This is a genomic window from Photorhabdus bodei (genome assembly GCF_003287735.1).
Classification (GTDB): Bacteria; Pseudomonadota; Gammaproteobacteria; order Enterobacterales; family Enterobacteriaceae; genus Photorhabdus; species Photorhabdus kayaii.
Map to the genome: position 1 here is coordinate 14,664 of NZ_NSCM01000020.1, position 15,153 is coordinate 29,816.

A 15,153-nucleotide genomic window follows, 5' to 3' on the forward strand; every position below is an offset into this window, starting at 1 on the left:
ATGCATCGAGACGGCAAGGGAGTGAATCCCCGGGAGCATAGGTAACGATGTGACCGAGTGCAGCCAACAAAGAGGCAACTTGAAAGATAACGGGTATATCAGATCGTATATATGCTCTGTCTTATAACCTTAAATAAGGAAGTTCATGATGGAATCAACGATATCTAGAGATAATATTAAATCTCTTCTTAATAAAATAGATAATTTAATTGATATTGAAAATAAGAAAAAAGGTGGCGCTCTCGCCGTTGCTGTTACCCACGGAGATGAAACCATTTATAAGCGCTATATCGGGCAAGCTAGCATTGAACATGCTGTTGCTATAACCCCAAATACGAAATTCTATATGGCGAGTGTTTCGAAACAATTCACGGCTTTTTGTATTGCTTTGCTGGAAAAAGAAGGAAAGATCAACGTCAAGGATAAAGTTGGAAAATATGTGGATTATTTCCCGGCATATTTCTCTGATATTACTATTGAACATCTTATTCATCATACCAGTGGATTACGGGATAAATATGTCCCTTATGGCTTTGCCGGTAAAAATTCAGATTTTGACCACCGCAGCATAGATTTATTAAGAAAACTGATTCAACGGCAACAAAAGCTTAATTTCACGCCCGGGGAATATTTTCGCTATAGCAATACGGGCTATAATTTGTTGGCAGAAATTATCAAAGTGGTTTCGGGAGAATCGTTAAGAGAATATGCGAAAGAGAATATTTTTATTCCATTAAAGATGAGTAATACCTCCTTCTATGATGATGTTACTGAGATTATCTCTGACCGGGCGATAGGCTATGCCTATAACGAAGATTCAAATCAATGGATAAGATCGGATCACAACGATTCAACTATAGGGAGTGCGGGGCTGCGTTCTACAGTGAGTGATTTATGCCGCTGGATGAAAGCATTTTATTCACCATCGATTGTTCGGGATATGTTGCCTCATTTATCTCGTATGCCAAATTTAACCAATGGCAATCGTAACAATTATGCTTACGGTTTGATGATCAGCCAACGTGAAGGGCAAAAGATAATACGGCACGATGGTTCCTATGGTGGTTTTAAAGCTGAGGCTTGTGTTTTACCTGATGCTAAATTAGGTATTGTGATTACTGCTGCAACAGGTATTAATACCGTTGAATTTACTAATCAATGTCTTAATGTATTATTTAACACTGATATGACTGAGCCGGAACATTGCCTAACCAGTAATATTGATATTACCGGTATGTTCAAGGGGGTTGATCCCTATCCCTATATTATTACCAAGGAAAATTGCTATTTATTAGGTAATTTATTCGAGGAAGGTAATCCGATTATCTTTAACGCCGATGGAACATTCCAAGAGAAGGGTGGAGAAATCCGGTTCAGACCGATCATTGAAAATGACAGTGTTATCTCACTAGAACAGATTGATGAAAATGGCAATATTTCTTATTTGAAAAAGATGACTGATAAAGGTGACATTGATATTCATCGGTTATCAGGTCGCTATTATAATCACGAAACAGAATCAATGCTAAATATTGAATTATCCGGTGATGAACTCTATATTGATGCAGTGGTCTTGCCTGGAAAAAAAGAGGCTTTAAGGTGGGTTTACGAGAATAGTTATTTATCTCCTAGTACTCAGCTTATTATTGATTTTGAATTAAATCCTGATACGAATAAACTTCGCCTTTATGTCAATGATTCACGTTGTTGGAAGATAGAATTCGTCTTGGTTTAATTGATAGGGTTGTAAATATGAATTAAGAACCGTGTTTTTCTGGAAGGATAAGAAAATTAGATTGAGATCATAAAGATATTTTCTATCTAATCTATTTATTTTCAGGCAGAACTATTATGACGATGTTTTGCCTGTTCGATATGATTTTGATATTTTAATTGCTTCATGGATTGTTTTTGGTTTATATTCTCATCGCCCTTGATATGTTAAGGATACTCCTTTCCTCTAATTAGAGATACAATTTAATCTTTATTATAATATACCCGTCATCTTTCAAGTTGCCTCTTTGTTGGCTGCACTCACTCACCCCGGTCACATAGTTATCTATGCTCCCGGGGATTCGCTCCCTTGCCGCCGCGATTCATCTTGAAATCCATAGGGTATATAAGGGAGGTAAATTTATGAAAAAGGGTAAATTATGTGATATTAATTCATATTTCATAATCTGGTGTTAGAGGAATAGTTTAAATCATAATGTACAGGGTATAGTAAATAAAAAGTCTATATTTAGCTACGAAATTATATTTGTTTGAATGTTATTGTCCATTTTTTATAAATGTAATTAACGGATATTTTAAATAGCTTTCCATAATACCGATACACTTGTGCCTTTTGTTTTCTTTTTGAACAATGTTGGTTCTGTAGCCTATCTCATTGATTTTACGTATTGCTTAGATGAAAAGGCTGTATGTCTTGGTACACAAGGGTTGGTTGGAAGTGGAGCATAATTATGAAATCTTATTTAAATAGAGTAAAACGATAATAGGCAGAAATATTTAACATGGTTAATATAAATAAAACATATCCATCTGAGAATGATCAGATATCTTGTGATTTTGATTCTGAGGTCGTTATTGGGTTAGTTGGCGCTGTAGGAACAGATTTGGAAATAATTAGAGATTCTATAACACAGAAACTTAATGCGTTCAGGTATGATGTACAGGAGATAAGAATATCTTCTGAAATCATTTCGGTATTAAGAGATATTCCGTCAACAAGGGATAATTATGAAAGGATAAGTTGCTTAATGTCGGAGGGTAATTATTTAAGAGAGTCTAGTCAGGATAGTTCTATATTAGCATTGGCTGCGGCAGCAAAGATAAATAAAGGAAGAAGAAAGAAAAACACTTTACCAACACCATCGGTCAGGAAAGCATATATTATAAATTCTCTTAAACACCCGGATGAGGTCAATGCATTAAGGGATATTTATGCAAATGGCTTTTTCCTGATAGGTGTATATACTGGTGAATCACAAAGATTAAGAAATCTTATTGTTGATAAATGTATTGATGAGGTAAAGGCTAAAAAATTGATCGATCGTGATTCCAATGAGGAGAATAAATGGAGGCAGCATACCAGAGATACTTATGAGTTATCAGATTTCTTTATAAATTATGATGGAAATAAAAATAGGACCGACAATAATATATGGAGAATATTAGATCTTATTTTTGGTAATCCATATGTCACACCAACCTTTGATGAATATGCTATGTTTATGGCTTTTTCTGCTTCTCTGCGATCAGGGGATCTTTCCCGTCAGGTTGGTGCTGTATTAACCAAAGACAAGAATATAATCTCAACTGGAGCTAATGATGTACCACGATTTGGCGGAGGATTATATTGGCCTGATTATGTAGGAGATGCAATTGAAGATGCTGAAAATGGTAGAGATTATAAGATAGGTGAGGATTCAAATGCGAAACAGAAAAGGTTAATTATTGAAGATGTACTTAAAGGTATTGTAGATGAACAAAAGGAAGTATTTAAGGAATATCTCCTAAAAAGTAAAATAAAGGATATTACCGAATATGGCAGGGTTGTGCATGCTGAAATGGAGGCAATCTTGGCATGTGCAAGAAGTAACATTAGTACTCATAATGGGATATTGTATTGTACTACATTCCCTTGTCATAATTGTGCAAAACATATCGTTGCCAGTGGTATAACGCGAGTTGTCTATATCGAACCTTATCCTAAAAGCAAAGCTTTTGATTTTCATCCTGATTCTATTTCAATACCTGAAGAAGAGATTTTTGATAATAAAGTGATTTTTGAGCCGTTTGTGGGAGTTGGGCCTCGTTGTTTCTTTAACTTGTTCTCAACAAATCTAGGGATAGGATATAAAGTAAGAAGAAAAGATAAGAGTGGTAAAGCTGTTAAATGGCATAGAAAAGATGGCAGACTTAGAATGCAGATGCTACCATTATCTTATATAGAAAGAGAGACAAGATCGGTAATTAACGTAAATAGATTAATAAAGGAGTTAAAAAAATGACTGAGAAAGAAGAATTTTTGGCTTATATAGCTGAGATGAGTAAAGTAGTTGAGCAATGGCCAGATTGGAAGAAGGTAGGATTGAGAACTCCCCGTAACCTACTACAGGTATCTCGTAGTTTAAATCCTAAGGACTATACGACAGGTGAGGCTGAAAATAACTTGGCATAACCTATTATTATTTATTGAAAAATAGAAATATCGATAATAATTTTCTGTTTTTACCCTAAATTTATATATTAATAAATCAACTAAAATAATAAATTAAAATTTTAGCTTAAAATGAGCCTGTACATAAAGTTGTAGTTAATTGCTTTAACGCGGTTTCATCTAAATAAAGTAACCCTTTTTAGGGTTACTAGTAAATATAGTGAATAACTTAAGTTCATTACTTATTTTCAAAAAACGCTCGCCTTAAACCTAATTCCAGACCGCGAATTTCTGCCAGACCTTTTAATCGGCCAATGCAGGAATAACCGGGATTAGTCTGTTTTTTTAGGTCATCAATTATTTGATGACCATGATCAGGGCGCATAGGTATCAAACGGTTATCTCCAGCCTTCTTACGACGATATTCTTCACGCAGAATTTCCATCACTACATTATACATATCCACATCACCTGCCAGATGAGCGGCTTCATGGAAAGTTTTGCTGTTTTCTTCCCGTTGGGTAGAGCGCAGGTGAGTAAAATAGATTCGATTGCCATAGCGTTTAATCATCTCGACCAAATCATTATCACCACGAACGCCATAGGAGCCGGTACACATGGTAATACCGTTAGCCGGGCTTGGTTCAATGGTGGTCAGCCATTCAATATCTTCAATAGTGGAAATAATACGTGGTAAGCCCAGAATAGGACGCGGCGGATCATCCGGGTGAATTGCCAGATGTAAACCATATTCTTCACATACAGGAACAATCTGGTGCAGGAAATAAGCCAAATGTTCACGCAGTTTATCGCGGGTAATATCTTTGTAGCGATCTAATTGCGCCTGAAATTCTGCTAACGTATAGCCCTCTTCGGCCCCCGGCAGACCGGCAATAATATTAGTGGTGAGTTTCTTAATATCAGCAGCAGACATGTTGTCGTAATAGACTTTTGCCTGAGCTTGTTCTTCGATGGTGTAATCAGCTTCTGCATCTGGACGTTTGAGGATATAAATTTCAAATGTGGCAAAGGCAATTTGATCAAAACGTAGGGCTTTAGAACCATCAGGGAGTGAGTATTCCAGATCGGTGCGTGTCCAGTCCAGCACAGGCATAAAGTTATAGCAGACGGTATCGATGCCACATTCCGCCAAATTTTTCAGTGAAGTTTTGTAGTTATTAATCCATTGCTGATAGCGACCGGTCTGAGTTTTAATCTCTTCATGGACAGGCACACTTTCAACAACTGACCAGATAAGCCCCTTATTTTCGATGAGGGTTTTACGGGCCAGGATTTCGTCTTTGTTCCAAACGTGTCCGTTAGGAATATGGTGTAATGCGGTAACGATGCCAGCTGCACCAGCCTGACGGATATCATCTAAAGAAACAGGGTCATTTGGGCCGAACCAACGCCAGGTTTGTTCCATTGTTATCTACCTTTGCATAAATTCAGAATGAAAAAAATCCACCAGAATAATTGGATATAAAAAATTATTAATTATTTCGTTAAATTAATTACGCCTCTTTGCTATTTCATAGGGATATGAATTAAAGAGATAACCGTCGAAATAGGGATCGTCTATATCAGACAATTCCAGTAAACGTAATTTCACATTCTCCAAATGTTGCCACATTGCTTGTTTGGCCGCCGCCGGATCTTTCTTGATCATGGCGGATAAAATGATCTGATGGTCATGCAGCCATTCTTTACGATAATCTTTATCGGTAATTCGAGTGTGCAGTTTCTGCCACATGGGATTATTTTCCCGCCATGCCCAAGATTGTTTAAGCAGTTCAACTAACATGCTGTTATGGGTTGCTTCCGCAATCGCCAGATGGAATTCTCTGTCGCCGGATTCATCTTCACCGGAGGCCAAATCTTCGGATTCCTTTTGCAAGGCTCGACGCATATTCGCAATGTTATTTGGTGTCACTTGCATGGCGGCAAATTCGGCAATATTACTTTCCAGTAATTGGCGAGCTTGTAATAACTCAAAAGGTCCTGCTGCGTTAACTGAGCATGAAGAGGAAGTGGGTAGGTGAGGGCGGTTAATAATATAGATCCCGGAACCTTTGCGGACTTCAATAAGGCTTTCTAGTTCGAGCATAATTAATGCTTCACGCACAATGGTTCTGGAAACCTGTAGTAATTCAGCAAGTTCTCGCTCCGGCGGTAAGCGATCTCCGATACGATATTGCTGGTTGGCAATCATCTCTCTTAATGAAATGCCAACTTCTTGGTAAGGACGTTTTGGCTCAAGTAAATGCTTCATGGTGTCACTATTGTTGTCGTGATTATCGATGGTATTGTGTAGATAATAGTCAAAAATAGAAATTGGTCAACCAAAAATGCCGCTTAAGGGCGAAGGCCAAATGGCCTTCGCCAATGATTATCTGACTGCGCGGATGCGCTCCACCATACGGTAAAGCATTGGGTTGCTTTTCTTAATGTCGTCGTACATAGGTTTGACCGCCTCTTCAAACGATTTTTGATCCACATCGACGAATTTAACGCCAATTTTCTCTGCATTCTGGCGCTCTTTCTCCTCTGATTTTTCCCATAATTTCGTCATATATTGAGAAGAGTTAATGGCCGCGTTTATAAGAATTTTTTGTTGCTCTGCTGACAGCTTATTTAGCGATTTAGTAGAAATAACAAGGATGTCTGGCACCATAGTATGGTTATCCAGCGAGAAGTATCTGGCAACTTCACTGTGACGGCTCAGGCTAAAAGAAGGAATATTATTTTCTGCGGCATCTACCACACCCTGTTGTAGAGCAGTATACAGTTCGCCGTAAGCCAGTGGAGTTGGGTTACCGCCTAAATTTTTCACCATTGAAATGGCGGTTGGGCTAGGCTGAACCCGAATTTTCATGCCTTTTAGATCCTCAGGCGTGCGGATAGGTTTTTTGGCGTAGAAGCTACGTGCGCCGGCTTCATAGTAGGTTATGCCAATAAAGCCACGGTTTTTGCTGGATGCCAGAATCTCTTTACCAATCTCGCCGTTTTTAATTTTTTCGTAATGGGCTTTATCGCGGAACAGATAAGGTAAGTTAAAAGCAGAATAAGCGGGCGAAAAAGCTTCCAGTTCCGCGGCATTGGATTTGACTAAATCCAATGCACCATTTTGCATCAGTTCCATCGATTCCCGCTGGTTACCCAATTGTGCGTCTGGATAGATTCGAATACGAACATCACCATTCGTTTTTTGGCGAACTTCATCTGCAAACTGAGTCATTGCCTTGTGTACTGCATGATCGCGGTTATGGTTATGGCTGAGTTTTAATGTTGTTACTGCCGTAACTTGTGACGCGCTTAAGGCCAATACCGCACCGATTACAGTAGATAAAATACGCTTAGAATTGCTCATTGTTCGTTCTCCAATTGTTGTAAATAGGTTACGGGCACAACTGAACTGACGGTCAAACCATAAGCATCACTTCGGATTTCGTCAAAAAGTAAAAACAATTTGGTTGACCAATATCACAAAATAATCGGCACAACTGGTGAACCAGTCAGTTTGTGATCCCGCTCACTGGATGTTTTTTTGACCTGGATCTTATAATCCAAGCAACGTAAAGCTTCCTTTACTAATTTTGGTCAGACAGTTTGTCCTATTTGGTCGATCAAATAGGGCATCGTTGAGGCCAATAAGGACAAAGCCCCGTGAAAAACCTTGTGTATTGCATCAATAAAGGTTTGGCATTTTTTACTGTCAGCCTTTCCGTATTTTTGGTGTTTTGTGTCACATGGCAGGTGGTTTCCCGCTATGTGTTTGGTACGCCGAGTACGGTAACGGATGAACTCGCTCGTTATCTGTTTATGTGGGTCGCCATGATTGGCGGGGCATATACCACAGGTCAACATCGCCATTTAGCTATCGACCTGTTAACGATGAAACTTAAGGGGATAGGCAAAAATAGTGTGGGTTTGGTGATCCAGGCCGCGATCGCTCTGTTTGCTTCGATCGTGCTGGTGTATGGCGGATCGGTACTGGTGATCTCAACCCTTGAAGCCGGACAAATTACTCCTGCGCTAGGGCTACAGATGGGATATGTCTATTTATGTCTGCCAATTAGCGGTGTTCTGATGATTTGCTATGTGCTAGTAGACACTGTTGCTCTTATCCGAAATTTTTCAGGTAAAGACGCGGTTATTTCTGAAAATCAATAAAGTCACCAGGCAGAAGAGGATGGGCTTATGGATTGGCAAGTGGTTTTAGCGTTGTTCGGTAGTTTTGCCGTGTTGCTGGCACTGGGTGTACCGGTATCTTTTGCGATTGGTTTATCATCATTACTGGCAATTATGATGACTTTGCCAATGGAAGCGGCGATTACCGTGGTTGCTCAACGTATGGCAGTCGGTGTTGATAACTTCTCTCTGCTCGCTATCCCGTTCTTTATTCTGGCGGGAAATATTATGAATCAGGGGGGAATCGCAGCCCGTCTAATTAATCTGGCGAAAGTCATGGGCGGCCGTTTGCCCGGTTCTCTGGTGCACGTCAATATTATGGCGAATATGTTTTTCGGCGCGATTTCGGGCTCTGCGGTGGCATCGGCTGCGGCGGTCGGCGGAACGATGGCGCCAATGCAGAAAAAAGAGGGTTATGAACCGGAATATTCTGCCGCTGTAAACATTGCCTCCTGTCCTGCCGGTTTGTTGATCCCGCCAAGTAACACCTTGATTGTTTACTCACTGGTTTCTGGTGGCACATCAATTGCCGCACTGTTTCTGGCGGGTTATCTTCCCGGCATTTTGATGGGCGTATCCTTGATGATTGTGGCGGCAATCATTGCCAAACGCCGTGGTTATCCGGTATCACCCAAGCCTACATGGAACGAGTTTTTCACCACATTGGTTCGCGCATTGCCTTCTCTGATGCTGGTTGTGGTTATTATGGGAGGGATCATTGCGGGTATTTTTACCGCCACGGAAGCCTCGGCGATTGCCGTGTTATATAGCTTTGTATTAGCAGTATTGATTTATCGTGAAGTCAGTATCACCCAATTACCCAAAATCATTTTGGATTCTGCGGTGACCACTTCCATTGTTTTGTTGTTGATTGGTGCATCAATGGGCATGTCTTGGGCAATGGCGAATGCGGATCTGCCCTATTTGATCGCTGATGCACTCATGGCGGTTTCTGAAAACCCTCTGGTTATTCTGTTGGTCATTAATCTCATTCTGTTGTTGGTCGGAACCTTTATGGATATGACACCGGCGATTCTGATTTTTACGCCGATTTTCCTGCCAGTAGCGCAGAATATGGGCGTTGATCCGGTACATTTCGGTATCATTATGACCTTCAACCTGGCTATTGGTATCTGTACACCGCCGGTAGGAAGTGCGCTGTTTGTGGGTTGTTCTATCGGTGAGGTCGGCATTAATAAGGTATTGAAACCCTTAGTCCCCATGTATTGCGCTTTGGTTATCGCGTTGATGTTGGTGACCTTTATACCGCAACTGAGCTTGTGGCTGCCTCAGATGTTACTGAATTACTAAGCATTTAAGTAATCTGCGTCAATAGAAAGGAACTATTTTATGCTCCGTAATATTGCTAATTGCAAAATTGATTCTGATGTTCCTCTCCCTTCTTATGATCGCCAAAAATTGGTTACTCGTATTGTTCATCTGGGATGTGGCGCTTTTCACCGGGCGCATCAGGCGGTTTTTACTCACCATATGTTGGAAAAAACGGGCAGTGATTGGGGAATTTGTGAAGTTAGTTTGTTCTCCGGTCATCGGTTGATTCAGCAACTTAAACAGCAGAATTGCCTGTGTACTATTGCGGAAAAAGGGGCGGAGAAAACGGAGCTAAAAATTATCGGCTCTATGATTGATGCTTTGCATCCTGAGTTTGTGGGTCATAAAGGTATTCTGGAAGCCATAGCGCAGCCACAAGTGGCGATTATTTCTCTGACGATTACCGAAAAAGGGTATTGCATCGATGCAGCCAGCGGCAAGCTGGATGTGAATAATGCGTCAATTCAACGGGATTTGGTTAACCCAACCAAACCAACATCCGCTATTGGTTACATTGCCGAGGCGCTCCGCCTGCGTTATGAACGTAACTTGCCGCCATTGACGGTGATGTCCTGCGATAATGTCAGAGAAAATGGCGAAGTCGCCCGTGAAGCGGTGGTGGGTTTTGCCCGTTTACGTGATGAGAAGTTAGCCCAATGGATTGAACTGAATGTGACTTTTCCATGCACAATGGTTGACCGTATTGTTCCTGCAGCTACGCCAGAATCGTTGGAAGAGATAGCTGAACAGTTGGGGGTATATGATCCCTGCGCAGTCACCTGTGAACCTTTTCGTCAGTGGGTGATTGAAGATAACTTTGCCAGTGGCCGTCCAAACTGGGATGTGGCAGGCACCCAATTCGTTAAGGATGTGGCGCCTTTTGAAGCCATGAAATTACGGATGCTAAACGGTAGCCACTCATTTCTAGCTTATCTAGGCTATTTGGCAGGATATACGCATATTGCCGACGCAATGGCGAACCCCGATTACCGGCAAGCCGCTTTGGATCTGATGCTGAAAGAGCAGGCGCCAACTCTGACAATGCCGACAGGAACTGATCTTTTTCAATATGCTCACCGGCTAATTGAGCGTTTTAGTAACCCTAACCTTAAGCACCAAACCTGGCAGATAGCAATGGACGGCAGCCAGAAACTGCCACAACGCATGTTTGATTCTGTGGCTTATCATCTGGCAAATAGCAGTGATTACCGTCACTTGGCATTGGGTATCGCCGGCTGGATGCGTTATATCAGCGGTAAAGATGAACAAGGTAAATTGATTGATGTGCGCGATCCGTTGGTTGACCAATTTAAATCTATTTACCAGCAATATGAGTTGTCTGTTGATGTAGTACCCGCGTTGTTGGCGATTTTTGGCAACCCAGTGTTAGCTAATCCGCATTTTGTCCGGGCAGTTACCGAAGCTTATCAATTATTATTGGATTGCGGCGCTCGTCATGCTGTGGCGGCACTCGATTTAGCTCACAGGAAAAAGAGATGAAAAATTTTATGGGTGACGATTTTCTGCTGAACAATGAAACTGCCCGTCAGCTATATCATGAACATGCCGCAGATATGCCGATTTATGATTATCACTGTCATCTTAATCCACGAGAAATTGCTGAAAATCGCCGGTTTGATAACCTTGGTCAGATTTGGCTAGAGGGTGATCACTATAAATGGCGGGCTATGCGCTGTGCGGGTATTGATGAATCGTTGATCACAGGTAAGCAAGCCCGTGATTATGAAAAATATCAGGCATGGGCAAAAACAGTACCGTTGACCTTAGGCAATCCGCTTTATCACTGGACACATCTAGAATTACGTCGTCCATTTGGTATTACCGGGAAATTGTTCGAGCCGCAAACCGCTGATGAAATCTGGCATCAATGCAACGAAAAGCTGGCAACGTCGGCGTTTTCAGCTCGTGGCATTATGCAGCAAATGAATGTGCGTATGGTGGGAACTACGGATGATCCGGTAGATTCTCTGCGATATCACTGCCAAATCGCGACAGATGAGAGTTTCGATATCGAAGTATTACCAAGCTGGCGTCCTGATCGGGTATTTAAAATTGAGCTGGCGGGTTTCGTTGACTATATCAAACAGCTTGAGGCCGTGGCTGATGTATCGATCGCTGCTTTTGCTGATGTGTTAAACGCATTGGAGCGTCGTCTTGAGCATTTTGCTGCTCATGGCTGCCGGGCGGCTGATCACGGCATAGAAAATCTACGCTATGCCCCCATTCCTGATGAAACGGTATTAAATGGCATCCTGCAAAAACGGCTGGCTGGGGGAGCGCTCTCTGAGCTTGAAATTGCGCAGTACACCACGGCGATTCTGGTATGGCTTGGCCGGCAATATGCCGCCCGTGGCTGGGTGATGCAAATGCATATCGGCGCGATTCGCAACAATAATAGCCGGATGTTCCGCTTACTTGGCGCGGATAGCGGTTTTGATTCCATTGGGGATAACAATATCGCTTGGCCGTTATCTCGCCTGCTGGATAGCATGGATGTGACGGATGAGTTGCCGAAAACGATTCTTTACTGTCTCAATCCACGAGATAACGAAGTGATTGCTACGATGGCCGGTAACTTTCAAGGTGGCGGTATCGCCGGTAAAGTGCAGTTTGGTTCGGGCTGGTGGTTCAATGATCAGAAAAATGGCATGTTGCGTCAGCTTGAACAACTTTCCCAACTTGGGCTGCTAAGTCAATTTGTTGGTATGTTGACCGATTCTCGTAGCTTTCTTTCATACACACGGCATGAATATTTTCGTCGCATTCTGTGTAATTTGTTAGGGCAATGGGCAGAAAAGGGCGAAGTTCCTAACAACAAAGCAATGTTAGGGCAGATGGTTGAGGATATTTGCTTTAATAACGCTCGCCGTTATTTTGCCTTGCCGGGAGAAAATCCATGAAGCAGATTGCACTCCTTGGTGAATGTATGATTGAACTTAATGGCGCTCCTTTCGCTACCATGTATCAGGCTTTTGGTGGTGATGTCCTGAATAGTGCGGTTTATTTAGCCCGTGCAAGCCGACAGAAGATTGCCGTTCATTTTGTGACTGCGTTAGGGATGGATTCGCTTAGTGAAGGAATGATCACACGTTGGCAAGACGAAGGTATTCATACCCATCTGGTTTTGCGTGATCCGGCTCATCAACCGGGGTTGTATTTGATTCAACTTGATGAACAAGGAGAACGCGCCTTTTTGTACTGGCGCAATGATTCCGCTGCCCGATATGTGGTGCGTCATCCTGATTTCTCTTCGGTTATTCAAGCGTTACAGCAGATGGATGTCATTTATCTCAGCGGCATCAGTTTGGCTATCTTGCCTGTCGATGATCGTGAAAAGTTACTGAACTTGTTGGCTGAACTGGCGGCACAAGGAAAAATCATCGTTTTCGACAGTAATTACCGTCCGGCATTGTGGGAAAGTGTGGAGGAAACTCAGATCTGTTATCAGAAATTACTCTCTTTTACTTCACTGGCACTGGTGACAAATGACGATGAATGCAAGCTGTGGGGTGATAAATCGGTTACAGCAACTATGATTCGCCTTAAACAAGCAGGCGTTAAAGAAGCCGTGATTAAAGCGGGGGCTGCCGGTTGCTATTATCAGCATTTGGTACAGGATACTCCGATTGAGCTGATTCCAACGGTGCCGGTTGTTAACGTGATCGATACCACGGCGGCGGGAGACGCCTTTAATGCCGGGTTTCTGGCAGGATTTCTGACGGATTGCCCGATACAACAAGCGGCAATTATGGGGCATCGTCTTTCTGGTACCGTTATTCAGCATAAAGGGGCGATTATTCCAATCAGTGCAACTCAAGCAGTGACTGACAGTTTCTTTTAACAGCGGGGGAAAATCGATGAAACAGATGATTGAGCAGTTACGCCAATTGAAAATTGTACCTGTAATTACTGTTGAGCGTGCGGAAGACATTATACCGTTAGGTAAGGCATTAGCTGATAATGGCTTGCCGGTAGCGGAAATTACTTTCCGTTCTGCGGCCGCGGCGGAAGCGATTCGTCTACTGAAAGAGACTCTGCCGGATATGCTGATTGGCGCGGGTACTGTTCTGAATCGTGAACAGGTAGTTGCTGCAAAGCAGGCGGGCGCTGATTTTATGGTTTCTCCCGGTTTTAATCCAAATACAGTCAAAGCTTGTCAGCAATTGAATATTCCTATTATTCCAGGTGTGAATAATCCAAGCGCGATTGAAGGCGCGATGGAGTTGGGATTAAAACTGTTGAAATTCTTTCCGGCGGAACCTTCCGGCGGTTTGCCAATGATTAAAGCGATATTAGCGCCTTATACTGAATTGCAAATTATGCCGACTGGAGGAATCGGACCAAACAATATCCGCGATTATCTTGCTGTACCGCGTATTGTGGCGTGTGGTGGCTCATGGATGGTCAGTAAGGCGCTGGTGGATGACCGGAATTGGCAGGAAATTGGTCGTCTGACGCGTGAAGCGGTGGATTTAGTGAATACTTAAGGAATAGTGGTTCTTATATTGGGATAAAATATTATTCCGACAATGTACCCGTCATCTTTCAAGTTGCCTCTTTGTTGGTTGCACTCACTCACCCCGGTAACAGAGTTCTCTATGCTCCCGGGGATTCGCTCCCTTGCCGCCGCGATGCATCTTGAAATCCATAGGGTATATACCAAAAGGAAGAAAGGGTTTAGTAAAAATTCTTTCACTTCTGTTTGCCTAATGGAAGCATCAGCGTGTATGGCTCCAACGGTGACTGGGCGAAGCCAAGACGTGTATAGAACGTTCGAGCGCTCTCATCAAGTGCGTGGACGATTATAGCCGAAATGCCCACCTGTTCTGCCGTGCTGGCGACACGCTTCCAAGCATCTTGGAGAAGCAGTGCCCCGAGCTTCTTCCCCTGATATTCCACATCGACAGCCAGACGGCCGAGAAGCACTACAGGGATAGGATCTGGCATATTGCGTTTAAGCGATGGTGTAGATTCAATATGATTAATTGAACCGGCGCTTAGACAATAATAACCGATAACGTCTTTTGTGCCTTCCTTGCAAATAACAAATGTGCGGCTCGCGCCGAGCTTATTATTTTTTAACGCCCGGCGTGAAAGCCATTCGTTTAATGTTTCATGCTGGCAATAAAAATCATTTATATTATGTTCAGCCGTTAATATTTCAGGTGTGCTTATTCCCACGGCGCTTTATATCCCATCAGTTTTTTAAAACCTTCATTATCAGAAAGCGGTTGCTCCAGCATCTGCATGAACGCATGGTATTTTTCGTCGTTAACGAAAAAGTGGCGCTGATCGAGTATGGCATCTTCGGCTGCGCGGCAGGCAGCATCCAAGATGAAATCAGTTCGGGTCTTTGAAAGCAGGTTTGCTGCATGGTCAATAAGCTCCCGCTGGAAGGCTTTCGCCCGGATGTTGATCGGTGTTTCTTTAGGTTGTGTTCTCAT

The 15,153-nt window shown here is 42.4% G+C and carries 15 protein-coding genes; 9 read left to right on the forward strand and 6 right to left on the reverse strand.

Translation table 11 applies throughout. The annotated features are described in order from the left end of the window. The first annotated feature begins 145 nt into the window (after positions 1 to 145). From CKY02_RS12730 to CKY02_RS24600, 3 genes are all read left to right on the forward strand, one after another. Positions 146 to 1,735 (forward strand): serine hydrolase domain-containing protein, encoded by a 1,590-nt coding sequence (locus CKY02_RS12730; protein ID WP_112895563.1) that lies wholly within the window; start codon positions 146 to 148, stop codon positions 1,733 to 1,735. A gap of 781 nt (positions 1,736 to 2,516) precedes the next feature. Then, positions 2,517 to 4,016, forward strand: a complete 1,500-nt coding sequence (locus tag CKY02_RS12735; protein WP_112895564.1) for an anti-phage dCTP deaminase — start codon at positions 2,517 to 2,519, stop codon at positions 4,014 to 4,016. Further along, on the forward strand, positions 4,013 to 4,186 hold the full coding sequence (locus CKY02_RS24600) for a hypothetical protein (protein WP_162120513.1): 174 nt from the start codon (positions 4,013 to 4,015) through the stop codon (positions 4,184 to 4,186). The genes CKY02_RS12735 and CKY02_RS24600 overlap by 4 nt, the downstream gene beginning before the upstream one ends. Before the next feature lie 217 nt (positions 4,187 to 4,403). Here CKY02_RS24600 and uxuA read toward each other — a convergent pair whose 3' ends face one another. The 3 genes from uxuA to CKY02_RS12750 all read right to left on the reverse strand — a co-directional run bounded on the left by uxuA (position 4,404) and on the right by CKY02_RS12750 (position 7,535). Beyond that, positions 4,404 to 5,591 (reverse strand): mannonate dehydratase, encoded by a 1,188-nt coding sequence (uxuA, locus tag CKY02_RS12740; protein WP_112895565.1) that lies wholly within the window; start codon positions 5,589 to 5,591, stop codon positions 4,404 to 4,406. Positions 5,592 to 5,675: 84 nt separating this feature from the next. After that, the gene (locus CKY02_RS12745; RefSeq protein ID WP_112895566.1) at positions 5,676 to 6,437 is read right to left on the reverse strand and encodes an FCD domain-containing protein; all 762 of its coding nucleotides are present in this window, start codon (positions 6,435 to 6,437) and stop codon (positions 5,676 to 5,678) included. Positions 6,438 to 6,554: 117 nt separating this feature from the next. Beyond that, positions 6,555 to 7,535: a TRAP transporter substrate-binding protein gene (locus CKY02_RS12750; protein WP_112895567.1), complete on the reverse strand. Its 981-nt coding sequence runs from the start codon at positions 7,533 to 7,535 to the stop codon at positions 6,555 to 6,557. Between the two features lie 296 nt (positions 7,536 to 7,831). Here CKY02_RS12750 and CKY02_RS12755 point away from each other — a divergent pair, with 296 nt between their 5' ends. The 6 genes from CKY02_RS12755 to CKY02_RS12780 are packed head-to-tail and all read left to right on the forward strand — an operon-like array spanning position 7,832 to position 14,196. Next, complete coding sequence (locus CKY02_RS12755) at positions 7,832 to 8,338, forward strand: TRAP transporter small permease (protein WP_112895568.1); 507 nt, start codon at positions 7,832 to 7,834, stop codon at positions 8,336 to 8,338. Between the two features lie 27 nt (positions 8,339 to 8,365). Further along, positions 8,366 to 9,667, forward strand: a complete 1,302-nt coding sequence (locus CKY02_RS12760; RefSeq protein WP_112895569.1) for a TRAP transporter large permease — start codon at positions 8,366 to 8,368, stop codon at positions 9,665 to 9,667. A gap of 39 nt (positions 9,668 to 9,706) precedes the next feature. Beyond that, positions 9,707 to 11,188 carry a fructuronate reductase gene (locus CKY02_RS12765; protein ID WP_112895570.1) on the forward strand — a complete coding sequence of 494 codons (1,482 nt, stop codon included), beginning with the start codon at positions 9,707 to 9,709 and terminating at the stop codon, positions 11,186 to 11,188. After that, positions 11,185 to 12,609, forward strand: coding sequence for a glucuronate isomerase (gene uxaC, locus CKY02_RS12770; RefSeq protein ID WP_112895571.1), 1,425 nt, complete (start codon positions 11,185 to 11,187; stop codon positions 12,607 to 12,609). The genes CKY02_RS12765 and uxaC overlap by 4 nt, the downstream gene beginning before the upstream one ends. Then, a complete protein-coding gene (locus tag CKY02_RS12775; RefSeq protein ID WP_112895572.1) occupies positions 12,606 to 13,550 on the forward strand; it encodes a sugar kinase in 945 nt (314 codons plus the stop codon). Before uxaC ends, CKY02_RS12775 begins: the two co-directional genes overlap by 4 nt. Before the next feature lie 16 nt (positions 13,551 to 13,566). Continuing rightward, complete coding sequence (locus tag CKY02_RS12780; protein WP_105399259.1) at positions 13,567 to 14,196, forward strand: bifunctional 4-hydroxy-2-oxoglutarate aldolase/2-dehydro-3-deoxy-phosphogluconate aldolase; 630 nt, start codon at positions 13,567 to 13,569, stop codon at positions 14,194 to 14,196. Here the strand turns inward: CKY02_RS12780 and CKY02_RS24605 are convergent. Genes CKY02_RS24605 through CKY02_RS12790 form a run of 3 tightly spaced genes read right to left on the reverse strand, consistent with a single transcriptional unit; the run spans position 14,193 to position 15,153 of the window. After that, positions 14,193 to 14,405 (reverse strand): hypothetical protein, encoded by a 213-nt coding sequence (locus CKY02_RS24605; RefSeq protein ID WP_162120518.1) that lies wholly within the window; start codon positions 14,403 to 14,405, stop codon positions 14,193 to 14,195. The genes CKY02_RS12780 and CKY02_RS24605 overlap by 4 nt on opposite strands. Further along, the gene (locus tag CKY02_RS12785) at positions 14,402 to 14,890 is read right to left on the reverse strand and encodes a GNAT family N-acetyltransferase (protein ID WP_036815118.1); all 489 of its coding nucleotides are present in this window, start codon (positions 14,888 to 14,890) and stop codon (positions 14,402 to 14,404) included. The genes CKY02_RS24605 and CKY02_RS12785 overlap by 4 nt, the downstream gene beginning before the upstream one ends. Further along, the gene (locus CKY02_RS12790) at positions 14,881 to 15,153 is read right to left on the reverse strand and encodes a type II toxin-antitoxin system TacA family antitoxin (protein ID WP_036815115.1); all 273 of its coding nucleotides are present in this window, start codon (positions 15,151 to 15,153) and stop codon (positions 14,881 to 14,883) included. The genes CKY02_RS12785 and CKY02_RS12790 overlap by 10 nt, the downstream gene beginning before the upstream one ends.